22 protein-coding genes and 2 tRNA genes are annotated in these 25270 nt (G+C 71.6%); 7 read left to right on the top strand and 17 right to left on the bottom strand.

Features of this window, described 5'->3' with window-relative positions; genetic code table 11:
• Positions 1-35: 35 nt before the first annotated feature.
• From HS109_04015 to HS109_03990, 6 genes are all read right to left on the bottom strand, one after another.
• Entirely contained in the window at positions 36-3416 is a 3381-nt protein-coding gene (locus tag HS109_04015; GenBank protein MBE7521533.1) for a UvrD-helicase domain-containing protein, read from the bottom strand.
• The gene (locus tag HS109_04010) at positions 3413-6118 is read right to left on the bottom strand and encodes a PD-(D/E)XK nuclease family protein (GenBank protein ID MBE7521532.1); all 2706 of its coding nucleotides are present in this window, start codon (positions 6116-6118) and stop codon (positions 3413-3415) included. The genes HS109_04015 and HS109_04010 overlap by 4 nt, the downstream gene beginning before the upstream one ends.
• Before the next feature lie 135 nt (positions 6119-6253).
• Positions 6254-6598 carry a hypothetical protein gene (locus HS109_04005; protein MBE7521531.1) on the bottom strand — a complete coding sequence of 115 codons (345 nt, stop codon included), beginning with the start codon at positions 6596-6598 and terminating at the stop codon, positions 6254-6256.
• 438 nt (positions 6599-7036) lie between these two features.
• The gene (locus HS109_04000; protein ID MBE7521530.1) at positions 7037-7372 is read right to left on the bottom strand and encodes a DnaJ domain-containing protein; all 336 of its coding nucleotides are present in this window, start codon (positions 7370-7372) and stop codon (positions 7037-7039) included.
• A gap of 187 nt (positions 7373-7559) precedes the next feature.
• Complete coding sequence (locus HS109_03995) at positions 7560-8402, bottom strand: aldo/keto reductase (protein MBE7521529.1); 843 nt, start codon at positions 8400-8402, stop codon at positions 7560-7562.
• Between the two features lie 90 nt (positions 8403-8492).
• The gene (locus tag HS109_03990; GenBank protein ID MBE7521528.1) at positions 8493-9068 is read right to left on the bottom strand and encodes a LexA family transcriptional regulator; all 576 of its coding nucleotides are present in this window, start codon (positions 9066-9068) and stop codon (positions 8493-8495) included.
• A gap of 90 nt (positions 9069-9158) precedes the next feature.
• On the opposite strand from HS109_03990, the gene HS109_03985 reads away from it, so the two are divergent.
• Positions 9159-10589: an ethanolamine utilization protein gene (locus HS109_03985; GenBank protein ID MBE7521527.1), complete on the top strand. Its 1431-nt coding sequence runs from the start codon at positions 9159-9161 to the stop codon at positions 10587-10589.
• Between the two features lie 50 nt (positions 10590-10639).
• Here HS109_03985 and HS109_03980 read toward each other — a convergent pair whose 3' ends face one another.
• The 6 genes from HS109_03980 to HS109_03955 all read right to left on the bottom strand — a co-directional run bounded on the left by HS109_03980 (position 10640) and on the right by HS109_03955 (position 15729).
• Entirely contained in the window at positions 10640-12064 is a 1425-nt protein-coding gene (locus HS109_03980) for a M20/M25/M40 family metallo-hydrolase (protein ID MBE7521526.1), read from the bottom strand.
• Positions 12065-12086: 22 nt separating this feature from the next.
• Positions 12087-13412: a methyltransferase domain-containing protein gene (locus HS109_03975; GenBank protein MBE7521525.1), complete on the bottom strand. Its 1326-nt coding sequence runs from the start codon at positions 13410-13412 to the stop codon at positions 12087-12089.
• A 149-nt stretch (positions 13413-13561) separates the two neighbouring features.
• Positions 13562-15076 (bottom strand): methyltransferase domain-containing protein, encoded by a 1515-nt coding sequence (locus HS109_03970; protein ID MBE7521524.1) that lies wholly within the window; start codon positions 15074-15076, stop codon positions 13562-13564.
• 92 nt (positions 15077-15168) lie between these two features.
• Positions 15169-15399, bottom strand: coding sequence for a peroxidase (locus HS109_03965; protein MBE7521523.1), 231 nt, complete (start codon positions 15397-15399; stop codon positions 15169-15171).
• A gap of 106 nt (positions 15400-15505) precedes the next feature.
• Positions 15506-15581, bottom strand: a tRNA-Glu gene (locus HS109_03960).
• 72 nt (positions 15582-15653) lie between these two features.
• Positions 15654-15729, bottom strand: a tRNA-Ala gene (locus HS109_03955).
• 87 nt (positions 15730-15816) lie between these two features.
• On the opposite strand from HS109_03955, the gene HS109_03950 reads away from it, so the two are divergent.
• Entirely contained in the window at positions 15817-16638 is an 822-nt protein-coding gene (locus tag HS109_03950; protein ID MBE7521522.1) for an SDR family NAD(P)-dependent oxidoreductase, read from the top strand.
• Here the strand turns inward: HS109_03950 and HS109_03945 are convergent.
• The 3 genes from HS109_03945 to HS109_03935 form a co-directional block, all read right to left on the bottom strand.
• Positions 16533-17042, bottom strand: coding sequence for a hypothetical protein (locus tag HS109_03945; protein MBE7521521.1), 510 nt, complete (start codon positions 17040-17042; stop codon positions 16533-16535). The genes HS109_03950 and HS109_03945 overlap by 106 nt on opposite strands.
• An 83-nt stretch (positions 17043-17125) precedes the next feature.
• The gene (gene ppsA / locus HS109_03940; GenBank protein ID MBE7521520.1) at positions 17126-19531 is read right to left on the bottom strand and encodes a phosphoenolpyruvate synthase; all 2406 of its coding nucleotides are present in this window, start codon (positions 19529-19531) and stop codon (positions 17126-17128) included.
• 130 nt (positions 19532-19661) lie between these two features.
• On the bottom strand, positions 19662-20036 hold the full coding sequence (locus HS109_03935) for a helix-turn-helix domain-containing protein (protein MBE7521519.1): 375 nt from the start codon (positions 20034-20036) through the stop codon (positions 19662-19664).
• Between the two features lie 157 nt (positions 20037-20193).
• On the opposite strand from HS109_03935, the gene HS109_03930 reads away from it, so the two are divergent.
• Genes HS109_03930 through HS109_03910 form a run of 5 tightly spaced genes read left to right on the top strand, consistent with a single transcriptional unit; the run spans position 20194 to position 24106 of the window.
• Positions 20194-21027, top strand: a complete 834-nt coding sequence (locus HS109_03930; protein ID MBE7521518.1) for a PHP domain-containing protein — start codon at positions 20194-20196, stop codon at positions 21025-21027.
• Positions 21028-21068: 41 nt separating this feature from the next.
• A complete protein-coding gene (locus HS109_03925; GenBank protein ID MBE7521517.1) occupies positions 21069-21896 on the top strand; it encodes a kinase/pyrophosphorylase in 828 nt (275 codons plus the stop codon).
• Between the two features lie 13 nt (positions 21897-21909).
• Positions 21910-22365, top strand: coding sequence for a ribose ABC transporter (locus HS109_03920; GenBank protein MBE7521516.1), 456 nt, complete (start codon positions 21910-21912; stop codon positions 22363-22365).
• Entirely contained in the window at positions 22362-23288 is a 927-nt protein-coding gene (locus tag HS109_03915) for a ribokinase (protein MBE7521515.1), read from the top strand. The genes HS109_03920 and HS109_03915 overlap by 4 nt, the downstream gene beginning before the upstream one ends.
• Before the next feature lie 29 nt (positions 23289-23317).
• On the top strand, positions 23318-24106 hold the full coding sequence (locus HS109_03910; GenBank protein ID MBE7521514.1) for a hypothetical protein: 789 nt from the start codon (positions 23318-23320) through the stop codon (positions 24104-24106).
• A gap of 34 nt (positions 24107-24140) precedes the next feature.
• Here HS109_03910 and HS109_03905 read toward each other — a convergent pair whose 3' ends face one another.
• Both HS109_03905 and ftsB read right to left on the bottom strand, forming a co-directional pair.
• Complete coding sequence (locus HS109_03905; protein MBE7521513.1) at positions 24141-24941, bottom strand: RNA methyltransferase; 801 nt, start codon at positions 24939-24941, stop codon at positions 24141-24143.
• 13 nt (positions 24942-24954) lie between these two features.
• Positions 24955-25257, bottom strand: a complete 303-nt coding sequence (gene ftsB / locus HS109_03900) for a cell division protein FtsB (GenBank protein MBE7521512.1) — start codon at positions 25255-25257, stop codon at positions 24955-24957.
• Positions 25258-25270: the final 13 nt, after the last annotated feature.

The raw sequence follows: 25270 nt of genomic DNA, 5'->3' as shown, positions 1-25270 counted from the left end.
CCTTCCCCGGGCCGCACGAGGTGGTCGCAGCCCGGTCAGGTCGTGACTTCCCGCCAGCCCCCCGGGACGCGCGGATGATAGAGCGCGAGGCGCACGCGGTGCGCCGGATCGAGCGTGGCGACGATGCGCCCGTAGCGTTCGAGCTGTCCGCGGTACCGCGCGAGTTCCGCGTCGAGGAACTCGGCCGCGTCCGCGCCCTCGTGCGTGCCGGTCTTGAAGTCGACGATCCAGCGCTCGCCCTTCGCGATGAATGCGCGGTCGAGCACGACGTGCACGATCTCGCCCTCGTCGATCCCGGTCAGCGCCCATTCGCTGCGCGAATCCTCGTGCGCGGGGTCGAAGAGCCAGCGCCCGCGCGGGTCGGCGAGCGTCGTCGCGACCGTAGCGAGGGCCTCGGAGGCCTCCGCGGCCGCTTCGCCGGGCAGGGCTCCTTCCGCGATCAGGACCGTTTCGAGGCGCGCGCGCTCGGAGGCGAGCCGCGCCGCGTCGAAACGCGAGAGTCCCTCGACCGCCACGCGCGCGAGCACCTGGTGCACGACGACGCCCAACCGCCGGGCGCGCTCCCGCGCCCAGTCGAACGGCAGCGCGGTCTCGACGGTGCGCGCGGACGACGTCCTCATGAGCGGCGCGACCGCGGCGTGCGCACGCCAGAGGGACGGCAGGCGTTCGAACGGCGCCGGCCGCGCGGTGGCCGGCGGCCCCGCATCGACCGCGCCGGGCGTCGGCGGCGGCGCCTCATGCACGATCGTCGCGTCGAAACGCCCGAGGAAGGATGCGCGGCTCGGGCGCTCCCAGCCCCCCGTTTCCGCGTCGACACCCAACACCGCGACGAGCGCGAGCCTTCGTCTCGCGCGCGTACACGCGACGTACGCGAGACGCGCGAGTTCCGCCTCGCCTTCGCCCGCGGCGAGGCGCGCGAGGTAGGCGTAGACACCATCGTCGTCTCCGCCGCGCGAGCGCGCGAGGCCCAGCATCAGCCCGTGGCGCCGGGTGCGCCAGCGCAGGAACGGCGTGTCGTTGCGCGTCTTGCCGCGGGCGAGTCCGGGCAGGATGACGGTGTCGAACTCGAGGCCCTTCGCCTTGTGCATCGTCATCACCTGCACGCGGTCGTCGTCGCCGGGCGGCGGCGACAGCCTGGTCTCGGCGAGGTGCGCGATGAACGCGTTCCAATCCGGCAGGTCGCCGGCGCGCTGGTGCGCGGCGAGGAGCGCGAGCACGTCGTCGACCGCGACGAGGTCGAGCGCCTCGGACAACGTCGCCGGCCCGCCGATCGCGATCCACGCCTCGCGCACCCGCTCGACCAGCGGCGCGAGCCCATGTCGATTCCGCGCGGCAGCGAGCGCGCGCACGACATGCGCGATGCGCGCCCGTGCATCGGTGGACAGGCCCTCGGGCGGCACGTCCAGCGCCGCTTCGATCGAGCGCCCGGCCGTGGCATCCGCGGCCTGGACGATCAGGTGCAGGTCGGCGAGCGTGAGGCCGCACGAGGGCCCGCGCAGGACCGCGAGCCACGCGAGCCGGTCGTCCGGCTGCAAGAGCGCGTGCGCGAGCGCCACCACGTCGCGCACCGCGGGACGATCGGCGAGGACGTCGAGATCGACCGCCGAGTACGCGATGCCGGCGTCGCGCAGCGCCGGAAGCAGCGCCCCGAGGTGGCCGCGGTTGCGGGCGAGGATCGCGATGGACCCGCCGCGCGCGCGCGCCTCGCGCACTCGCGCCAGGACGACCTCCGCTTCGGCGGCGTCGTCGGCCGCGATGTCGACCGTCACGGCCGCGCCCTCCTCCGCCGGTTTGGTCGCGATCGACTCCGCGAAGGCGACGCGGCCCTGCCAGGGCTCGTCGATCGCGCCCAGCACCGACGGGAATTGCCGGTTGACCCACGACACGAGGCCGGCCTGCGAGCGGAAATTGCGCCGCAGCGTCAGGCGTTCGACCGCCACGCCTTCGATCGTGCCTGCGGCCATCGCTTCGACGAACGCGCGGACCTCGGCCCCGCGGAACCGGTAGATCGACTGCATCGGGTCGCCGACCGCGAAGAGCGTGCGTCCATCGCCGGGCGACCACCCGGCGACGAGCCTGCCGATCAGGTCGAGGTGCGCGTAGGAGGTGTCCTGAAACTCGTCGACGAGCAGGTGATCGACGCGAAGGTCGAGGCGCAAGAGCGCGTCTCCCGGCGCATCGCGTTCGCCGAGCGCCGCGAGCGCCGAGAGCGTCGCCTTGGGAAAGTCGACTTCGCGCGCACGGGCGAACTCGACTTCGAGGTGCGCCGCGAGTTCCGGCAACAGCGACAGCATCGCCTCGATGCGGGACCACGCTTCGTCGCCGTAGCGGACCGGCGGCAATGCCGCGATCGCCGGGATCGCATCGGCGAGTCCCGGCGTTTCGCGCAACGCTTCGAGCCACGCCTCGACCGCACGGGCGCGAGCACGACGAGTGTCGGCACCCTCGCCCTTGCCGATCACCGGGACACCCCGCATCCTGGATGCCGACTTGCGCATCCCAGAGCCGTCCTTGGTGCAGAGCCATCCGGCGATCTCCTGCCACCACGCGAGATTCGCCATGTCCAACGGCGGCACGCCTCTCTCGACACACGCGAGCAGCGCGTCGCGCAGGTCGGCGTCGTTTGCGTCGAGGTGTGGCTCGCATGCCGCCGCGATGTCGGACACGCGCGCGAACGGCGCCGCGCCGATGATCGCGCGCAGCGTGTCGAGTTCTCCGCCTACCTCGCGCGCGAGCGTGGCTTCCAGGACGTCACGGACCCGGCCCGGTCCGGCGGCGACGAGGGTGCGCCACTCCTCGCGCCGCTCGAGCAAGTCGACGATGCGCGAGGCGAGCGCGTCGGCATCGTTGTCCTGATGGTCGAGGAGGAGCCGCCAGCGCTCGTCGGTCGCGCTCGCCGCCGCGATCGCCGCGTGCGCCGCGGCGCGATAGCGCTCCTTCGGCTCCTCGGTGAACCGGGGCGCGGGCGGCAGACCGCTCTCGAGCGGCGACTGGCGTGCGATCGCCTGCACGAGCGCGTCGATCGTCTGGATCGCGAGGCGCGACGGGTGGTGGATCAGGTTCCAGCCCAGTTCGGCGTCGCGCGCGAGTACGGCACGCGCCAGCGCGCGCGTCGTCCGCTCGTGCGGCGCGAGCGCCGTTTCGTCCTTCGCACCCTCCGCGCTGTCTCCTGCGGCGACGAGCGCACGGACGACGCGCTCGCGCATCTCGCCCGCTGCTTTCCGGGTGAAGGTGATCGCCAGCACGGCCTCGGGCCGCCTCGCGACCGCGAGCAGCGCGAGCAGCCGCTGGATCAGGAGTTCGGTCTTGCCCGAGCCTGCCGGCGCCTGCACGACGAACGAGCGCCGGACGTCGAGCGCTTCGGCGCGTGCGGCAGTGTCGTCGGCGAGGAGCGCTGCGGGGTGCGTCGTGCTCATCCGGCCCCCTCCTCGCCGCTGTCGACGCCATCGCCGTCATCGGCGTCATCGTCGTCGAACCCATCGACCCGACACAGCGCCTGCCGCGCGCAGGTCTGGCAGAGCGCCGCCTTGCGGGGCGACACGAGAGCCTCCCCGTCCGCGAACGAGCGCACGAGCGCGCCCATCACGGCAGCCCAGCGCGCTTCGAGCAGAGGCCAGTCGACCACGTCGTTGCCCTTCGCCTTGGGCGCTGCGCCGACGCGTGCCGCGCCGTCGGCGTACAGTCCGACCGCCTTCGTCTCGCCGCGCTTCAGGCAGGCGAGCACCGCGGCCCGCACCCGATCGTCCGGATGCGCCTCGCGCCAGGCGAGCGTGTAGAGGCCCATCTGCACGGCCTTCGGCCGGTCGTCCTGCCAGCGCCCGGCCGACGGCACCCGTCCGGACTTGTAGTCGAGGATCGCGACACCGCCGTCGGCGAGCCGGTCGATGCGGTCGAGCCGGAGGCCGATGCGCAGCGGCGCGAGCGCAAGGCTCGTCTCGTGCTCCACGTCGAGCACCTCGAACGGCGGGCGTTCGGTCTCGATCGCGAGCCAATCGTCCATCGTGCGTTCGAGGCGAGCGGCCTCGCCCGCGCGCACGGCAGGCGGCAGTCTGCGCCATCGAGTCGCGTCGATCACGCCCAGCGCTGCGTTCGCGACTCGCTGCAAGGTGTCGCGGTAGTTCGCCTCGGCCGATCGCAGCGCGACGAGTCCGGCGTGATCGCGGACTTCGCGCCAGAACGCCGCGAGCGCGGCGTGGATGAGGTTGCCGCGTTCCATCGGCGAGAGGCCGACCTGCGCCTGCGGCCAGCGGTCGGCACGCCAGCGGCAGGCCGCGAGCGCCTGGAACGGACAATCGCTCTGCGCGGTCACGAGGCCCGAGCCGCGGGATAGCCGCTCATCGGAGGCGAGCGGCGGCGCGGTCGCGTCGACCATGCGTTCGAGCAGCGGCCGGCGCGCGAACATCGTCTGCGCGGGCAACGGTGGCACCGGCGCATCCACCGGAACACCGCGCGGAAACACATCGGTCGGCAACGCGGGGCGATCGTCCACCCTGCGCGCGTGGCTCACGACCACGGTCGGCGCCGACTGTCGAAGCGTGCCGGCGAGGGCGCGAGCGAACGCGAGTTCTCGGGCCGGGTCGCTGCGCGGCGCGCCGCGATCGCGCTGCCACGCGATGGGAATGAGCGGATGCGGACGCATCGCGCGCGGCAGCGTCTCGTCGTCCATGCCCGAGATCCACAGCGCGTCGAACGGCAGGCCGACCGCCTCGTAGAGACCCAGGATCTGGATCGGAGCGTCCGCCGACTCCGGCTGGAACGGCGAGGCGGCCACCTGGGCGGTAAACGCCGCGATCGCCGCGCCGCCCTCGAGCCGCGCGACGTCGCGCTGCGATGCGGACAACGCGTCGAGCGCGGCGAACTGCGCGAACGCTTCATCGAGCGCGGCGCGCGCCTGATGCGCGGCGCTCGACAGGGCGCGATCGCCCGGCCAGCCCGCGACTTCGAGCACGGCACGCCACGCGTCGACGAGTCCCCGCCGCGTGGCACGCGGCGTCGTACGCATTCGCTCGCCGACCTCGACGAGACTCGTTGCGAGCGGGTCGTTGCGCCGCGCCAGTTCGGCCGTGACCGCGTCCAGGTCGACGGTCTCGACCGCCCGTTCGAGCCACGAACGCTCGATCGACGCACGAAGGCCTCGCAGGGTCCGCGACGACGCTCCAGGCAGGTAGGCGGAACGGAGCCACGCCGCTGCGCGTCCCACGGGAAGCCTTCCCCACGCGAGCGCGATCAGGTCGGTCGCGGCGGCCACCAGCGGCACGTCAGCCAGCGGCGCGCCGAGCGACAGATTCCAGGCAGCGAGCGTCTCGTCTTCAGGCATCCCGAGGACGTCGATCGCACGCAGCCGCACTTCGGCGCGCCGCGCCGCGAGTTCCGGCACGACGATGCCCACCCTTGCGTCCGGGCTCGCCTCGACGATGCGCCGCGCCCAGGCGAGCGCCGCACACAGCTCGGCGGTGGTCGACGCGTACGCGCCGCGCAGGATCCCGGCCTCGGCCGCCTCGACGGTCGCGCGAAACGCCACGACCGCTCCGCGTTCGCGCAGCCGCTCGGCGAGGCGGAGCTGCTGCGGCGTGGGCTCGATGAAGCCCGCGAACACGACCTCACGCCCATGCCATCCGCGGAACGCCTGATCCACGCCGGAGAGGCGGTCGGGGGCCGTCGCGGCATCAACGGCATGGCGCGCGTCCAGCGCTTCACGGTAGCGCTCGGCCCAGCGCGCGAACGCGGCGGGATCGTCGGCGCCTCCCGCCCATGCGCGCCAGCTCTCGCCGCCGTTGCCGTACGCATGGACGAGTTCCCAGGCCTCGGAAGCGGCGCTCGCGAGGCCGCCGACGTCGAGCGCCGCTATCCCGTCGGCCTCGAGCACCTGCCGCCACAGTTCGGCGACCGCGACCCCGGACAGCCGCACCCGTGGGGCGAGCGCACCGGAGGCCATCGCCTCGCGTTCGAGGTCGAGCACGAAGGCGGGCCAGGGAAGCGCCCGTGCGGAACTCCACGCACGGGCGCCCGCCGCGCGGTTCGCGCGATCGAACGCGCCGATCAGGTGTCGTGCGAGCCGGCGGTTGGGCGTGACGACGGTCGCGCCCCGCGCCAGCGCGCGGTGGAGCGCGTCGGTCATCGTCAACGGGAAGCCGCGGCGCCCGATGGGCGCCGCAGGCTGGCAACGTCGGGTCGTGTCGACTCTACCAGCCGAGGTGGCTCAGGTCGTGACCCCGCGACGCCGTTCCGGCGCGTTCCTCGTACGGGGGCGCCTTCAGTCGTCGCCGAGCGCCGAGCCGATCGACGCCGGATTGGCGGGCAGCGCGCCGAACCTCGGGAGCGACGACGCCGACGCCGCCGCCCCGGTCGGGAGGCTCGCGAGCGTCCCGATCAGCGCGTCCGCACGCGGAGCGTCGGCGCGGCGCGCGGCGAGCTTGAACTCGCCGCACCAGTCCTCGTCGCGCACGGTCGGCCAGACGCCTTCGATCAGGTAGGTCTTCGGGTTGATCGGGGAGAGCGAAGGCGAGTGCCGCCGGCACAGTCCGGCGCTGGGCGACTTGCCGCCGGCGCCCCCCGACGGGTTGCGGTCGTAGTACTGGCAGTGCTGGCAGCGGTCCATGAAGGTCGTCCTCGGTCGAACGGGTTCGTCGTGTCGTCCTGCGCGGCGGAGATGGTCGGATTCGCCGCCCGGGTCGCGAAGTCGGCAGTTGTGGGTCAGGATCAGGGGATTCGGGTGCACGCGCCTTCGTCCGGTTGGACGATCAGTGGCGCACGGAAGGCAGGAACCCGCACGGCGTGGCGCGCTCCGGTCGCGCTCCGCGTGCCACGTTTCGCTCGGAGCGGCCAGGGCGCGGCGCGATCCGGATCACGTCCCCGCCCCCTCCGCGCATCGCGCACATGTCGCGCGTCCGTCGACGGCGCGGCCGGTTGACCCGGCGGCGCCCCGATGCCGAACCGCGCCGTGCTTGCTTCGTAGAAAAGACGGCCGCCGACCGCATCGCTGTGTTGGCAGTCGAGAAACCTGTAGAGGCGACCGGGAAAACGGGGGACCGCCGGCTCAGGCGGCGAGCTGATTGACCACGAGGCGCAGCGGCGCCGGAACGTCCTGCGCGTGGCGCGACGGCCTGCTCGCCTGTGCATCGAGGTCGGCCTTGAGTTCGGCGTCGGCGAGCGCCGCTTCGCGGGCGAGTTCGTCGTCGTACGCGCGACGCGCGTCCGGGTCGGACAGGACCCGGTAGGCGGCGTGGATCGTGCGGATCAACCCGGACAGGTCCTGTCCGGCCTCGGTGCGGCCGAAGTGAAAGCGCTGGAGGACCTGCGCGTACGCCGCCTCGATGCGCGCGACCGACGCGCCGGGCGCGAGATCGAGATAATCGTAGTGGGTGTAGTTCACAACGCTCTCCTGTCGGGTTCGCGGTGTTCCGCTCCTGCCGTCAGGGTGAGCAGCAAACGTGCCACGCGCCGCCGCCATCGCCGAATGCCGCACGCAAGCGACTGATTCGGCGCCGGATTCGATCAGATCACCCGACGAGCGGTCGGCACCTTCCGGCGACGAACGGTCGGGCATGGCCAAGTGACGGTCAGATCATCGCCAGCGGCGTGCGCTTTCGCGGCGCGGGGAACGCACGGTCGAGCGCCGCAACGGCCTCCGGCGTCAGCCGAAAACGGGCCGCGGCGGCGATCATGTTCACGTGTTCGACACGCGCCGCCTTCGGCACGGCGATGACGTCGTCATGGGAAATCAGCCACGCGAGCGCAAGCGTCGCCGCCGACGTTCCGGCTTCGCGCGCGATCGCCCCGAGGTCGTCACGGTGGAGCAGCCGTCCCTCGTCGAACGGCGAATACGCCATCACCGGCATCGGCCACGCGCGACAGCGAGGCATCGCGCCGCGCTCGATCCCGCGCTCGGCCAGGTGGTAGAGCACCTGATTGGCCGCGCACGCCGGGCCTCCGGGCACGGCCGCGAGTTCGTCGAGGTCGCCGACGTCGAAGTTCGACACGCCCCAGCGCGCGATCTTGCCGTCGCGGCGCAGGCGTTCGAACGCTTCCACCGTCTCCGCCAGCGGCACGCCACCGCGCCAGTGCAGGAGATAGAGGTCGATCCGCTCGATCGCGAGTCGCGCGAGACTCGCCTCGCAGGCCGCGATCGCCGCCCGTCGGCCCGCGCGGTGCGGGTACACCTTCGAGACCACGAACACCTCGTCGCGACGGCCGGCGATCGCCTCGCCCACCACCTCCTCGGATCCGCCGTCCGCATACATCTCTGCGGTGTCGACGAGCGAGACTCCGAGATCGAAGCCACGACGAAGCGCCGCGACCTCGTCGCGGCGCGCGTCTGCCCGTTCGCCCATGCGCCAGGTCCCGAGTCCGAGCGCGCTGACACGGGCGCCGTCGGCCAGCACGACCTGGGGAATGCCGCTCATGGCCGCAGCGTAGCGCAGTGAGCCCGCCGCCGCGACGTTCCGACGCCCGACCAGGACCGTGCACAATCCGGCGTCCGCCGGAGAGGCCGTCTACATCTTGCGGACGAGTCCCACCATCACGCCGAAGATCTCGAGCGCACCTTCGGGGCGGATCGGCGCGTAGGCCTTGTTCTCGGCCTTGAGGAAGAACTGCCCGCGGTCGACGTCGAGGCGCTTCAGCGTGAACTGCCCGTCGACGATCGCGACGACGATGTCGCCCTTCTTCGCCGACGCCTGCTTCTCGACGACGACGAGGTCGCCGTCGAGGATGCCGGCGTCCACCATCGAGTCGCCCTTCACGCGCACGAGCACGGTCTGCGACGGCCGCTCGATCAGGTAGTCGTCGATCGTCAGGGCGTCGGACGAGGCGTCCTCGATGCGCTCCGGCAGGCCCGCGCGCACCGTCGCATCCGCCAGCGGGCGCGCGAAGAACCGACGCGTCGGCGCGAGCCGGCGGTCGGGCGTCGATTCGAGGAGCCCCGCGAGCTTGAGCCGCGCCACCAGCGCGGCGACCGAGGACTTCGACTTGAGTCCGAGCAGCCCCCCGATCGACGCGTACGATGGCAGCGCCCGGTGGCGCGCGTAGTAATCCTGCAGCGCCTCAAGATAGGAACGATCGTTCGACATGCTGTTAACATAGCGAACGATCGTTCGCGCGTCAAGTGAATTTTCGACCTGCCGCGCTCCGCGACGATGCCCGCGTTTCCTCCCCGCCCGATGCGACTCTTCGCGCCCGCTCTCGCCTTCGTGGACCTCGAGACCACCGGGACGCGGGCCGCGGCCGATCGGGTCACCGAAGTCGGCATCGTCCGCGTGAAAGCCGATCCGGCCGGCGGCCCACCCAGCGTCGACGAGTGGTCGACTCTGGTCGATCCCGGCGTGCCTATCCCGTCCGCGATCCAGGCGATGACCGGGATCACCGACGCGATGGTGCGCGGCGCACCGACCTTCTCGACGCTCGCGGGAGAGGTTGCGCGTCGGATCGACGGTTGCCTGTTCGTCGCGCATAACGCCCGCTTCGACTTCGGGTTCCTCAAGCACGAGTTCGCGCGCCTGGGCGCCTCCTTCTCGCCGCGCGTGCTGTGCACCGTTCGACTGTCGCGGCTGGTCGATCCCGCCGCCGCCGGTCACGGCCTCGATGCGCTGATCGAGCGCTACGGGCTCGACCCGGGAAGCCGGCACCGCGCGCTCGGCGACGCGCGCGCGCTATGGCAGTTCGTGCAGCGCCTGCTCCTGACGCGCCCGGCCTCGGAGATCGAGGCGGCGGTGAAGCGGCTCCTGAGAATTCCCAGTCTGCCGCCGCAGCTCCCGCCCGACGCGCTCGGTGCGATTCCCGACGCGCCCGGCGTGTACCTGTTCTACGGCGACAATCCGCTCCCCCTCTACGTCGGCAAGAGCACGCACCTGCGCGACCGCGTGGCGGCGCACTTCTGCGGCGACTGGGTGCGCGAAACCGACCTGCGCCTGTCCGCCGAGATCCGACGCATCGAGTTCGAGACGACCGCGGGCGAACTGGGCGCCCTGTTGCGCGAGTCCGCGCTCGTCAAGTCGGTGCTGCCTTCGCACAACCGCGCGCTGCGCCGCAAGGCGGACGCTGGCGTGATGACGCTGGGCGACGACGGCCGCCCGGCGTTCGCGCGGGCCGATGCGATCGATCCCGCCGCGATTCCCGGTGCGTACGGACCCTACGCGTCGAAGCGCGCGATGCGCGCGCGGCTGCAATCGCTCGCCTCCGAACACCGGCTCTGCTGGATCCGCCTGGGCCTCGAGCGGCGCGACGGCCCCTGCTTCGCGCGCCAGCTCGGCCGCTGCGACGGCGCGTGCGTCGGCGCGCAAACCGCCGAAACGCACGTCGCCAGGCTGCGCGCGGCGCTCGCGCCGGACGCGATTCCCGCCTGGCCGTGGGCCGGGCCTGCGCTCGTGCGCGAGGCGAGCGAGGACGGCGCGCGCATCGACGTGCACGTCGTCCGCGACTGGCACTGGATCGGCACCGCGCGCGACGACGCCGAACTCGCATCGCTCATCGAGTCGCCGATTCGACCGGCGTTCGACCTCGACGTCTGCCGACTGCTGCTTCGCCGCTACGCGAAATCGCCCGGCGCGTTCGTGCCGGTGCGGATGGCGCCGCCTTCGATCGACGCCGCCTGACGGTCGCCGCGTCGACGGCCGCCGCGAAAGCGCGCGCGAGCGCCGGGCCCTCACGTCCCTCGCTGCGCGTGCGCGACGATCACCTGCGCGACGCAGGCGGTGAGCTTCTTCGCGTAGGGCACGTGCAGGAATTCGTTCGGGCCGTGGGCGTTGGACTTCGGACCGAGCACGCCGGTGATGAGGAACTGCGCGTCGGGAAACTGCTTCCCCAGCATGCCCATGAACGGAATCGTGCCGCCCTCGCCCAGCGCCCCCGGACCCTGGCCGTAGTGGGTCCGCGATGCGGCATCGATCGCCGCGGCGAGCCATGCCGCGGTCGGCGGCGCGTTCCATCCGCTCGCGTGCGCGTCCGCTTCGAACCGCACCGACGCGCCGTGCGGCGGATCCGCTTCGAGCAGGCGCTTCAACGCGCCCGACGCGCGCTCGCCGTCGACCGTGGGCGGAAGGCGCAGCGACAGCTTCATCCTCGTGGCCGGCCGCAGCACGTTGCCCGCGTTTGCGATCGGGGGCATCCCGTCGGCCCCGATCACCGACAGCGCGGGACGCCAGGTGCGGTTCAGCACCACCTCCGCGCCCTCGACGACCATCGGTTTCGTGCGCTGCGACCATGGAAAGCGCTTCAGCATCGTCTCGCCGAGGATGCCGGCCGCGGCGCGCGCCTGTACGATCCGCTCGTCGGGAATCGCCGCATGGAACTCCGCGGGGATCACGCGGCCGGTCGCGCTGTCCTCCAGCCGGTCGAGGAGACGGCGCAGGATCCGGAACGACGACGGCACGACGCCGCTCGCGTCGCCCGAGTGCACCCCTTCGGTCAGCACCTCGACCGCGAGCGTGCCGCCCGCGAGTCCGCGCAGCGAGGTCGTCTGCCAGAGGCGATCGTAATCGCCGGCGCCCGAGTCGAGCCCGATCACGAGGTCGACGTTGCCGATGCGCGGGGCGAGGAGTTCGAGGTACGCGGGCAGGTCGTAGCTCCCCGATTCCTCGCAGGTCTCGATCATGCCGACGCAGCGCGCGTGCGGCAGTCCCTGAGCCTGCAGCGCCGCGAGCGCGGCGAGCGAGGCGAATACCGCGTAACCGTCGTCGGCACCGCCGCGTCCGTAGAGTTTCCCGTCGACCATCCGCGGCGCCCATGGACCGTAGCCCTCGTGCCAGCCGGTCATCTCCGGCTGCTTGTCGAGGTGCCCGTAGAGCAGGACCGTGCGGCCCTGCCCAGCCGAACCGGTCGCGGGCACGTCGAAGAAGAGGAGCGGCGTGCGGCCCTCGATGCGCACGATTTCGAGCGTGAGCCCGCGCACGCCCTGCGCGCGTACCCAGCGCTCGGCCTGACGGATCGCCGCCTCGATGTGGCCGTGCGCACGCCAGTCGGCGTCGAAGTGCGGCGACTTCGCCGGCAGGCGGATGTACTCGGTGATCTCGCCGACGATCTCGTCGTCCCAATGCCCGGCGATGCGCCGTTCGAGTGCCGCGGAATCGATCATGGTGGAGGTCCTTCCGTCATCACGCTTCGAGCAGGCCCTTGCGTGCGCATTCATCGAGCGCGCGCTCGACGAACGCGCGCGCGTCGGGGTGTGGTTCGAGCGACGCGGCGAGCGCGCTCCGGTCGCGTGTGCCGTCGAGCCGGGCGAGCAGCGCGCGCGCCTCGGGCTCGTCGATGCGCACCGGCTCGTGCAGGAGGTTGATGAGCGCGCCGCCGCGCGCCGCCTGCCAGCGCGCGAAAGCGAACGCGCGCGGACGCGCGCCGGCGCGCGCTGCCACCGTGACGGGCGTCGCATGCAGGACGAGTTCCCCGCCGAACGCCGCACGCACGACCCGGGCGCGCGCCTCTTCGCTGCGAACACCGTTGGCTTCCAGCACCGAGCGCAGTTCGGGGACCGGCACGCTGCCGGGACGGTGTTCCGTCAGGGTTCGTGCCACCAGCGCGTCCCTCGCGCTGCCATCCTCGATTCCCGCCGGCGCGGTGGCATGAAGCGCATCGATCGCCTGCGGCGAGAGTCGCGCGTGCCGCAGCGCTTCGGCACGCACCAGCAGCGATCGTCGGATCGCGCGCACGCGCGCGAAATCGAGATACTGCTCGCGCGCGATCGGGTCGCTCGAGGCGATGAGCCGCTGGAACGCCGGCGGCAGGCCCGCTGCGCCCATCGTGCCCAGGGCGGCTTCCGCGAGGAAGCCGAGTCCGTGTCGTGACGCCTGCCGCACGAAGGTCGTGAAGTAGACCGCCTCGCCTGCCTGCTCCCCGGGGTCGGCGGCGCGCGCGGTGGCATCGGCTTCGTCGTCCTCGGCGAGCCCGACCGCGAGTGCGGCCGCCATGCCGCCTGCCGTCCGCCAGGCGCTTGCGAGGTCATCGCGCACCCTCACTGCGCCGTCGCGCCGTTCGCGCTCCGAGGCGACGCCGGAGGTTTCCAGCCGGACCGCGTCCGCGCCGATGCGGTGCAGGTAGCCGCCCGGCAGCACGCGGTAGCTCGTCAGGACGACGCCCTGCGGCGCCAGACGCTGATGTGCCAGCGCGAACAACGCGTCGCGCTCGGCGGGTGCCATCGTCGAGCCGATGCCGTGTGCGACGACACAGTCGAATGCGCCCTCGGGCAGTGCGGCGTGGCGCACGTCGCCTTCGATGAGTTCGACGTTGGCGAGCCCGAGTTCCGCGGCCGCTTCGCGCGCACGCGCGAGCAGCGTCGCCGAGCGTTCGCACCCGACGAAACGCGCACGCGGATAGCGCACCGCCCAGGGCAGCAGGTTGGCGCCGTCGCCGCAAGCAGCGTCGAGGACATGCGCCGTCGCGGGATCGGCGGGAGTGAGGCCGAAGAGCGTGGCGATCGCGGCCATGCGATCAGGCGCGCTCGGCGCATCCGGGCGGCGAGGGTATGCGCCTTCGTCGGCGGTGATGGGCATGCTGTCCGGAATCGCTGCCGGCGTGGATCGCCTGGGCCGGGCCCGGCAACCGGCCCGCGGCCCCATTGTAGCGGTCGATGCGCTCAGGCCTCGATCACGCCGATCCGCGCGAAGTGGGCGAGGTGCTCTTCCACGGCAGCCACGCGCGTGCCTGAGCCCGCCGCCAAGCCTTCGAGTGCGGCGGCCAGATCCGCTCGCGTGCGCGTGCCGTCGAGAAGCGGCAGCAGGCGTCGCTGGACCGGGTCGTCGAGCCGCACCGATTCGTGTCGCAGGTTGACCACCCACCGATGCCGGCTCGCCTGCCAGCGGGCAGGCGCGAACGCGCGCGGTCGCTCACCCGCGCTGCGCGGAATGTCCACCGGCCAGGCGAACGGAACGAGGACCTGCATCAGGCACGCGGACAGCAGCAGCCGCTCGGCCTGCCCAGGCGCGGCGAGCGCGGAGCCCGGCCCGCTCCCGGTCGCGATCCAGGCTGCGAGGTCCGCCACCGGCTCGCTCGACGGATGGCAGGCGACGAGCCTTGCGATCAGCCGTCGCTGGATGGAGGACGGCGAGCGATCGCGCGCTGGAGGCGCCGGCGTCCGCGGATCATGCCGCTCGACCGTCGAGTTCGACGCCGCGACGTGCATCGGGGCAAGAGCCTCGGGCGCGAGCGGGTGGCCGAGGTCCCGTTCCGCGTGCACGAACAGCGATTCGCGGAAGCGCCGCATCCGCAGATGGTCGATCACGTGCTCGCGCTCCATCCGTTCCGCGCTCGCGAGCCACGCGTTCATCGTCTCGCCGTACGCAGGGGCGGGATGGCGGTAGGGATCCGCATCGGCGAGCCACGCGAGTCCGTGGTCCGATGCTTCCGCCGCGATGTCGCGCAGGAACACCGGGTGGTTGACCGGCGCGAAATCGTCGTGCATCAGCGCGAACGTCTCGCGCTCGACCACGTCGCGGAACTCCTGCGCGAGCCCGGCGGCAAGGCCCGGCTGGTTCGCCATCGCATCGGCGACGCGCCCGGCCATCGCGCGGATCTCGGCGACTTTCGCCACCGGATCGGCGATCCCCGCCACGTGCGGTCGCAGCAGGCTCCAGGCGACGCCGCGCAGCGCGCACCCGGGCAGCACGTTGTGGCTGACGAACGCGATGCCCTGCGGGGCGAGTCGCGCGCGGATCGTGTCGAACAGCACGGCCCGCACGGCGGCGGGTACCCACGAGTAGAAGCCGTGCGCGACGATGTAGTCGAAGCTTCCGACCTCCGAGGGAAGGTCGCGCAGGTCGCCGTCGATCAGTTCGACGTTCGCGAGGCCGAGTTCGCGGGCCATCGCGCGGGCGACGGCGATCGCGTCGGACGCGAGGTCGATGCCGACGAACCAGCCCTGCGGCGCATGCACCGCCATCGGCAGCAGGTTCCCGCCGTCGCCGCAGGCGATCTCGAGGACACGCGCGGTCGAGGGCTCGGGTGCGTCGAGGCCCATGAGCCGCGCGATCGTCGCGATGCGCGCGGGGGTGCTGTTCGCGCAGGGACGGCTGTCGTAGGGCACCGCCCGGTACGACGCGCGGATCTCCGCCGTCGCGGCGTCTCCTGCGGTGTCGTGCGCGCCTTCCTGCATCACGATCTGCGACGGGCGACCGCTGGAGCGACGATGCAGGCGCGCGCGAGCCCGCCCGACCACGCCACGATGGTTCCGCGCAGTCGCGCCGGCTACTTGCGCCAGTAGCCGTTGGCGGCGGCGATCGTCTGGAAGTTGAGCGCGACCACCTGCGACGACGCGATGAGCGCGTCCGCGTCCTCGGCATACGCCGGGCGCAGCTTCTTCAGCACCGAGGTGTCCGGCTGCGTGTACTTGACGCCGCGCCGCGAGAGCGTGATGGCGAGTTCGAATCCCGCCTGCGGCGTGTCGGTGATGAGCGTGGAGAGCCAGGTGTCGGACATGGGAAATTCCTTCGCGAGGGGAGACGGGAAGCGTGACGCGCGCCCGGCGATGCAGCCGGGTGCGGGCGGGCACGATTGACGGCCCGGATGCGGCATTGGCGGCATCTGGCGTCCCCACGGGGATTCGAACCCCGGTTACCGCCGTGAAAGGGCGATGTCCTAGGCCTCTAGACGATGGGGACCCGGTTGCTGCGAATGCCGCCGGCTGTTCCGCCCGTGCGATGACGCGTACACGCGCGGGGCCGTTCGTTCGGTGGTGGAGGTAAGCGGGATCGAACCGCTGACCTCTTGCATGCCATGCAAGCGCTCTCCCAGCTGAGCTATACCCCCACGGCGAATCCGAAATTATACACGGGGCCGGCCGTCGCCACAATTGCGCGCGCGCGGCCCGCCGACACCCCGGCGCGCTGCGCTATCATGCCGCGCGCGCCTCCGCCGATCATCCTCGTGCCGCTTCCCGATTCCCGCAACGCCAAGCCGCCCGACCTCGCCGGCCGGGTGATCCTCGTCACCGGAGCGACCGGCGGCTTGGGCGAGCCGCTCGCCCGCGCCTGCGCGGCCCTGGGTGCGACCGTCGTGCTCCACGGCCGCCACGTGCCGAAGCTCGAATCGCTCTACGACGCGATCGTCGCGGCGAACCATCCGGAACCGGTGATCCTGCCGCTCGATTTCGCGAAAGCGGAAGCCGCCGACTTCGGCAACGTCGCCGCCGCGCTCGAAGCGCAGTTCAGGCGCCTCGACGGAATCGTGCACACGGCGGCGATGCTCGGTTCGCTCGGCCCGATCGAGCACCAGTCGTTCGACGCCTGGCTCGCGCTTCTGCGTGTCAACCTCGCCGCGCCGATGGGCATCACACGCGCCCTCGCGCCGCTGCTCGCGAAAGCGGCCGATGCCTCGGTGGTGTTCACGCTCGACGATCGCGGCATCGCGCCGCGCGCCTACTGGGGCGGCTACGGCGTGACCAAGGCGGGCGTCGCGGCGCTCGCGCGTGAACTCGCCGACGAATGGGAGTCGCGCGCCAACCTGCGCGTCAACGCGGTCGTTCCCGGCCCCATCCGCTCGCCGCTGCGCGGCCGCACGCACCCGGGCGAGGATCGGACCAAGCTGCCCGAGCCCGGCGAACTCGTCCCGCTCTATCTCCACCTCCTCGCAGGCCAGCCGAAGAACGAGAGCGCACGGCTGATCGAGGCGCGCGCCTGGCTCGCCGGGGCTCCTGCCTCGACTCCGCTCGTCGCGTAGCGGAGCAGCACCCGCAGCGCCCGGTGCGCCTCGCGCGAAACCGCGTCGGCGGGTACCGCCCGCGAGCGGGTCCGCCGTTCGCCTTCCGCGCGCCACACGATCGTGGCGGACGCAGGAAACACGACGCTGCCCGCGGCCAGCGCCCCGGGGATCGCCCGTCCGTCGGCACTCAACGCCACGACCGAGCCATCGGAGCGCACCACCATCCCGACGATCGACTCGCTCGCGCGGGCCAGCGCCTGCGCCCCGAGCGCGACGACCAGCGCCGCGAGCGAAGTGCGCAGCGGGAACGAGAGCGGCAGAAGCGTCACCAGCGGCAACGTGACCGCGCACGCGCCCGTGACGAACGCGCGCAACGCGCGTGAATCGGCGAAATCGAATCGGCAGGAAACGACCCGGCGCATCGGCTCATCGGAACGCAACGGTCCCTTGCCGCGCCATCGGCCGGACGGCCGATGCGCCGGCCGTCGCGAAGGATCCGGAATCGTCAGCCGGGCGCGGGAGCCTCGCGCGTGGCGGCCGCGTGCTTCGCGAGTTGGAGCCAGGTGTCGACGACGGTATCGGGATTGAGCGACATGCTCTCGATCTTCCGGTCGACGAGCCAACGCGCGAGGTCCGGGTGGTCGGAAGGACCCTGGCCGCAAATGCCGACGTAGCGGCCCTTGCGCTGGCAGGCGTCGATCGCCATCGCGAGCATCGCCTTCACCGCGTCGTCGCGCTCGTCGAACGTCGTGGCGATCGGGCCGCCGGCGTCGCGGTCGACGCCGAGCGTCAGCTGCGTCATGTCGTTGCTGCCGATCGAGAAGCCGTCGAAGTGCTCGAGGAAGCGGTCGGCCAGCACGGCGTTGGACGGCAGCTCGCACATCATGACCACGCGCAGACCGTTCCGCCCGCGTTCGAGCCCGTTCTTCGCGAGCAGGGCGTTGACGTCCCTCGCCTCGGCGAGCGTGCGGACGAACGGCACCATCAGCTCGACGTTGGTGAGCTCCATGTCGTCGCGCACGCGCAACATCGCGCGGCATTCGAGCGCGAAGCAGTCGTAGAACGACTCGGCGAGGTAGCGCGACGCGCCGCGGAAGCCCAGCATCGGGTTCTCCTCGTGCGGCTCGTAGCGCTCGCCGCCGACGAGGCTGCGGTACTCGTTGGACTTGAAATCGGACAGGCGGACGATGACCTTCTTCGGCCAGAACGCGGCCGCGATCGTCGCGACGCCCTCGGCGATCTTCGCGACGTAGAACTCGACCGGGTCGCCGTAGGCGGCGATGCGCGGCGCGATCTGAGCCTTGAGATCGGCGGGCAGCGTCGCATACTCGAGGAGCGCCTTCGGATGGATGCCGACGTTCCGACCGATGATGAACTCGAGGCGCGCGAGTCCCACGCCTTCGTTGGGCAGGCGCTGGAACGAGAACGCGAGTTCCGGGTTGCCGACGTTCATCATGATCTTCGTCGGGCACGGCGGCATGCGATCGAGCGCGACGTCGGCGATCTCGATCCCGATGATGCCCCGATAGACGTGGCCGGTGTCGCCCTCGGCGCAGGACACCGTGACTTCGGCGCCCTCGGCGAGCGTGCGCGTGGCATCGACGCAGCCCACCACCGCCGGAATGCCGAGTTCGCGCGCGATGATCGCGGCGTGGCAGGTGCGCCCGCCGCGGTTGGTCACGATCGCCGCGGCCCGCTTCATCACCGGCTCCCAGTCGGGGTCGGTCATGTCGGTCACGAGGACGTCGCCCTCGCGCACGCGATCCATCTCGGCGGCCGACTTCACCAGCCGCACGACGCCCTGCCCGATCTTCTGTCCGATGGCGCGTCCGCTCGCGAGCACCGGTCCGGTTCCCTTCAATCGGTAGCGCCTCAGTTCCGAGCCGCTCTCCCGCGACTTCACGGTTTCGGGCCGCGCCTGCAGCACGTAGAGCCGGCCATCGACGCCGTCGCGGCCCCATTCGACGTCCATCGCCCGCCCGTAATGCCTCTCGATCGCCACCGCGATGCGCGCGAGTTCGACGACCTCGTCGTCGGAGATCGAGAAGAGGCCCCGCTCCGCTTCGGGAACCGGCACGGTCGCGGTCGAACGTCCTGCCGAGCGATCGTCCGCGAACACCATCTTCACCGCCTTGCCGCCGACGTTCTTGCGCAGGATGGCACCTCGCCCCAGCGCGAGCGTGCGTTTCGACACGGTGAACTCGTCCGGATTGACGGCGCCCTGCACCACGGTCTCGCCCAAACCGTAGGACGAGGTGATGAACACCACCTGGTCGAACCCCGACTCGGTGTCGAGCGTGAACAGGACGCCCGAGGCACCGCGGTCGCTGCGGACCATCCGCTGGACGCCGGCCGACAGCGCGACATCCGCGTGCGCGTAGCCCTGGTGCACCCGATAGGCGATCGCGCGATCGTTCCACAGCGAGGCAAATACCTCGCGAATCGCGTGAAGTATATTGTCCAACCCGCTGATATTGAGGAACGTTTCCTGCTGTCCGGCGAACGATGCGTCGGGCAGGTCCTCGGCGGTCGCGGACGACCGGACGGCGTAACTGCCGCCGGGCGACGCGTTGTCGAGGCGCGCATGGGCCGCGCGGATTTCCGTTTCCAGCGCGGCGGGCAGTGGCGCCTTCGCCACCCAGCCACGGATCTCCGCACCGGCCTTCGCCAGCGCAGTCACGTTGCCGACATCGAGCGATGCGAGTCTCGCCGCAATGCGCTCACCCAGTCCTTCGTGGGCAAGGAATTCGCGGAAGGCGTCGGCCGTGGTGGCGAATCCTCCCGGAACCCGGACGCCGGCCCCGGCGAGCTGGCCGATCATCTCTCCGAGCGATGCATTCTTGCCGCCGACGCGGTCGACGTCGCTCATTCGCAGCCGTTCGAACGGAACGACGCGCGCTTCCCCACTCATCCTCGACTCCCGCGGCGCATGGATCGGATTGCGCCGCCTGCCGCGTTGCAGCAACGGGTCGCCGGCGCGGCGCTCATTCTACCGCGCGCGGATGGGAGAGGCCGGTTTGTTGCGCCGCGATGGCGCGCGTTCAGCCGCGAGGCAGGTCGCCGGCGAGCGGAATCTCGTCCGTGCCCCCGCCCTCATCGTCGCCGGTCATCGTGGCCACGCCCTGCGCGTTCCGTCGGCCGCGCGCGGCGCGCCGCAGGTTCCGGTAGAGGTCCGGATGCGATTCCTTGAGGTAGCTGATGATCTCGAAGTCGATCCGCTTGACCTGCGTGAGATCGATCTGCTCGACGTGGACCAGCCGCAGCAGTTCGCGCACCGGTCGCGGCATCTCCCGGCCGCTCTCGTAGCGGGATCCTCCGCTTTGCGTGACGCCGATCTGGGTCCAGAACTGTTCCTGGTTCAGGCCCAGCCTGCGCCGGATCTCGCGCGGATTCAGGACACGGTCGAGCAGCTTCACCTTCCGATCCCTCCGTGATGCGTGCCGGGCGGTGCGACGGTCGCCGCACCTATCCCAATGGCATATTTTTCACCGGATGACCCGGTTTCCGCAAGGGTCGCCGACAGGCGGCGATCCGCCGGGGTTCCCGGAGCGCGGCTGTTAGAATGCCACGATGATGCCGCGGTACGACCTCCACTGCCATTCGACCTCATCCGATGGACTTCTATCCCCAGCCGCGGTGGTCGCCCGCGCCGCCTCCCGCGGCGTCGACGTTCTCGCGTTGACCGACCACGACGACATCTCCGGCCTTGCCGAGGCCTCGCGGGCGGCGGTCGACGCCGGGATCGGGTTCGTCCCGGGCAGCGAACTGTCGGTCAACTGGGAGGACCTGACCGTCCATGTGGTGGCGCTCGGCATCGATCCGGGCGACCGGACGCTCACCGCCGGCCTGCGGTCGATTCGGGAGGGACGGACCGGGCGCGCGAAACGGATCGGAGAGTCGCTCGCCGCCGCGGGCATCCCGGGCGCCTACCAGGGTGCGCTCGCCTTCGTCACGAGCGAGGAACTCGTCTCGCGTACCCATTTCGCGCGCTGGCTCGTCGAGACCGGCCGCTGCCGCGACATCGGCGACGTCTTCAAGCGCTACCTCGTGCCCGGCAGGCCCGGCTACGTCGAGCACGAGTGGACGACGTTGCCGCAGGCCATCGGCTGGATCCACGGCGCCGGCGGCGTCGCGGTCCTGGCGCATCCGGGCCGCTACAAGGTCGGCGGCGAACGCCGCATGACGCAGCTCATCGACGAGTTCACCGCCGCAGGTGGCGACGCGCTCGAGGTCCTGTCGCCTTCGCATTCCGCGGCGCAGGTGGCGCAGTTCGCGACCCACGCGCGGTTGCGCGGCCTCGCCGCGTCGACCGGGTCGGACTACCACGGACCCGGCGAGAGCTGGCTCGACCTGGGCGACCTGCCGCCCCTGCCCGCCGGCCTCGAGCCGGTGTGGTCGCGCTTCTGACCGGACAACGGCCGCCCCGCCCGCGCTCGCGGCCCCCACCGATGCCGTCGCGGCGCACCGTGTTCTTCCTGTCCGACCGGACCGGCATCACCGCCGAGATGCTCGGCAACAGCCTGCTCTCGCAGTTCGAGGACGTCGCGTTTCACCGGGTGACGGTGCCGTTCGTCGACTCGCCGGAGAAGGTCGACGAGGCGATCCGGCTCGTCAACGACACCGGCACGAAGGAAGGTCGGCGCCCGATCGTGTTCTCCTCGGTCGTCGACGAGGCGGCGAGCGAGGCGATCCGCGTGCGCGCGGAAGCATTGACGCTCGACCTGTTCCAGATCTTCATCGCGCCGCTCGAAGCCGAACTCACGGCGAAGAGTTCGCACGCGGCCGGACGATCGCACGGGCTCGCGAACAGCCACGAGTACTTCGCGCGGATGGAGGCGATCAACTTCGCGCAGGCGCACGACGACGGCGCCGCCACCCGGGACCTCGGGAAGGCGCAGGTGATCCTCGTCGGCGTCTCGCGCTGCGGCAAGACGCCGACCTCGCTCTATCTCGCGCTGCAGTTCGGGGTCCGGGCGGCGAACTTCCCGCTCACGCCGGACGACTTCGCCGATCGCCGGCTGCCCGGCTCGGTGCTGGGCCACCGGCCGAAGCTCTTCGGGCTCACGATCCAGCCCGAGCGCCTGCGCGAGATCCGCGAGGAACGACGCCCGGGCAGCCGCTACGCGTCGCTCGACAACTGCCGCTACGAAGTGCGCGAGGCCGAGGCGATGATGCAGCGCGAGGGCATTCCATCGGTCGACACGACCACCAAGTCGATCGAGGAGATCGCCACCACGATCCTCCATCGCGCGAAACTCGAACGGCACGTCTACTGAAGCGAGGACCGCGATGCTCAAGGGAATACCGCCGCTCCTGACGCCCGACCTCCTGCACGCGCTCGCGTCGATGGGGCACGGCGACGAGATCGCGATCGTCGACGCCAACTTTCCCTCGGCCTCGCTCGGCCGCCGCGTGATCGAGACCGTCGGCGCCGGATCGCACGAGGTGCTGGCGGCGGTACTGGCGTTGATGCCGCTCGACACCGGCGGAGACACCCCGGTCTGGACGATGGAAGTGATCGGCGATCCGGAGGCGATCCCCGAGCCGGTGGCCGATTTCGCCGCGGTGCTCGCCGACCAAGATCTCGGCGACGTCGAAATCGGGCACCTCGAACGCATGGCGTTCTACGCGCGCTCGCGCGAGGCCTACGCGGTCGTCCGCACCGGAGAACTGCGCCCCTACGGCAACGTGCTGCTCGTCAAGGGCACGGTGAACCGTCTCGGCGCGCTCACGCCCGCCGCGTGATCGTCGTCTTCGGTTCGATCAACGCGGACCTGGTCGCGCGTGTCGCGGCGCTGCCGCGCGAGGGCGAGACGCAACTCGCCCGAGGATACGCCGTCCATGCGGGCGGCAAAGGGGCGAACCAGGCGCTCGCCGCCCGCCGTGCCGGCGCGGACGTGGTGCTCGCGGGTGCCGCCGGTGACGACAGCTTCGCCGAGGTCGCACTTTCGTCGCTGCGCGCGGCGGGCGTCGATCTGTCGCGTGTGGCCGCGGTCGACGGCCCGACCGGCCTCGCACTGATCCACGTCGACACCGAGGGCCGCAACACGATCACCGTCGTGCCGGGCGCCAACGCGCGCGCCCGGGAGAACCTGATTTCCGACGCCATCCTGACGCCTGCGACGACGCTCGTCCTGCAACTGGAAGTGCCGAAGGGCGAGGTCGATGCGCTCGCAGGCCGTGCGAAAGCGCGCGGCACGCGGGTGATCGTCAACGTGGCACCTCCGATGCCGCTGCCCGCGACCCTGTTCGAGGCGACCGATGTGCTGGTCGCGAACGAGCACGAAGCGGCGGTCGTCGCTCGAGCCGCCGGCCTTCCCGCGGAGCCGGACGCGTTCTGCGCAGCCGTCGCGGAACGCTTCGGCCGCGCCGCGGTCGTGACGCTGGGCGCGCAGGGGCTCGTCGCGGCCGACGCGAACGCAGGCTATCGCGTGCCGGCGAGAAGCGTCGCGGTCGTCGACTCCACGGCGGCGGGCGACGCATTCGTCGGCGCGCTCGCGGCGGCGCTCGATCGGGGTTCGCCGTTCGTCGAGGCCCTGGCCGAGGGATCGGCGGCCGGCTCGCACGCCTGCACGCGCGAGGGCGCGCAGCCGTCGATCGGCGCGCGTTCCGAGTGGATCGATGCCGCGCGCGAACTCGCCGCGCGGGCGATCGTTCGGGCGCGCTAGAATCCGCCATCGCCGCACGGGAATCCGACATGCTCCGCCGCCTCGCCCTGGTCACGTTCGCCGCAGCGTTCCTCGCAGCAGCGCCGGCACGTGCCGCCGATCCGGACTACTCCGACATCTGGTGGGCCACAGCAGGCAGCGAATCCGGCTGGGGAGTCAACTTGGTCCAGAGTCCAGGCTTCATCTTCGCCACCTTTTTCGTCTACGGCCAGGATGGAAAGCCGACGTGGGTCGTCGCGTCGTTGTATCAGGCCGGTGCCGGCAGCTACTCCGGCATTGTCTACCGCTGCGTGGGGACCTGGTATGGCGCGCCATGGGTGCCGGGCAACGCGAGCTGCACGCCGGCCGGCGACGCCCAGTTCGTCGCGCAGAGCGTGACCCGCGGCTCCTTCACCTATCGCATCGATGCGGTGCAGGTGGCGAAAACCATCGAACGCCAGAGTCTCACGCCCATCGATCTCGGCGGCGTCTACCTCGGCGGGATGCTGATCAAGAACTCCGCGCAATGCGCGTCGGGCGCCAGCACGACGCCGTACGCCTACCAGCTCATCGTCACCGAGAAAGCCAACTCGACGCTCGAAATCGACCAGATCACGCTCGAGGGCGCCACCGACTGCATCATGGAAGGCATCACCTTGCAGACGGGTCGGGTGCGGACGATGCCGAGCGGGAACTACAGTTGCGGCGGCACGACCTCGCCGGTGAACATCACCGACATGCGGCGCACGTCGAACGGCGGCATTGAACTCGCCTGGACCGCGCCGCTCGGCAACGGCTGCATCGAGGCCGGAACCTTCAGCGGTACGCCGCAGCAGTGATGCGCCGCGAACGACCCCGGCGTCCCTGCCGGGTTCACCTGGACGTTCCGACCCTTCCGCGCGCGATCTCGTAGAGCGCCACCGCCGCCGCAGCTGCGGCGTTGAGCGACTCGGTGCCCCCGGGCATCGGGATCGTCACGACCTCGTCGGCTTCAGCCAGAAGCGCCGCCGAAAGTCCCGATCCCTCGTTGCCGATCGCGAGCGCGATGCGGCCGTCCGCACGAACCCGCGGCAGCGGCACGCCCCCGTCCACCACCGTCGCGAGCATGCGTCCGCCGGCGGCGCGAAACGCGCGCGCGGTCGCGATCAGATCCCCGTCCTCGTGAATCGCCACCCGGAAATGCGCGCCCTGCCCGGCGCGCAGCACCTTCGGCGCCCATGGGAATGCGCAGTCGGGCGACAGGACCACCGCATCGACGCCGAAGGCGGCGGCCGAGCGCAGCATCGAGCCCAGGTTCCCGGGATCCTGGATCGCCTCCAGGAACAGCACCAGCGCGCCGCCGATCGCGGAGATCGCCGCAGGGGCCGGTGCGGCCGCGACCGCCAGTACGCCGATGTCCGGGGGAAGCGCACCCAGGCCGTCGAACAGTGCCCGCGGCAGCAGGAGCACGCTCGCCGCGGGCACCCTTGCAACCAGCGCGGCGATGCCCGGCCGGATTGCGGCGTCCTCGTTCACGACCAGCGCCTCGGGAGCACCGAAGCGCGCGAGGTACTCGGAGACGACGTGCTCGCCTTCGAGGATCGCCCGCCGGGCCCGGCGACGGTCGCGCGACGATGCGATGAGGCGCGCCACCTCGCGCAGCCGCGGGTTGTGGCGCGACGCGATCCGGATCATGCGCCGCCGTGCGTCAGCGCGCGGCCGGCGCGGCCTTGGGCAGGGCGCCGGGCTGGATCTGGAAGAATACTTCGTCGTTCCGGATCATGCCGAGTTCCGAGCGGGCGCGCTCCTCGATCGCCTCGCTGCCGGACTTGAGGTCGCGCACGTCGGCGTCGAGCGCCTCGTTGCGGGCCCGCAGCTTCTCGTTGCCCGCACGCTGCAGGGCGACCTGCCGGTCGAGCTCGCCCACCGCGAGCCAGCCGCCCTTGCCCAGCCACATCGGTATCTGCAGCGCGGCGATCGCGGCCAAGAAGATCAGGGCGAGCCAGCGCATTACTCGTCAACGT

The sequence above is a fragment of the Burkholderiales bacterium genome (assembly GCA_015075645.1).
Lineage (GTDB): Bacteria > Pseudomonadota > Gammaproteobacteria > Burkholderiales > Casimicrobiaceae > VBCG01.
The sequence above is the reverse complement of the archived record's forward strand: the minus strand, read 5'-3'. Positions and strand labels throughout refer to the sequence as shown.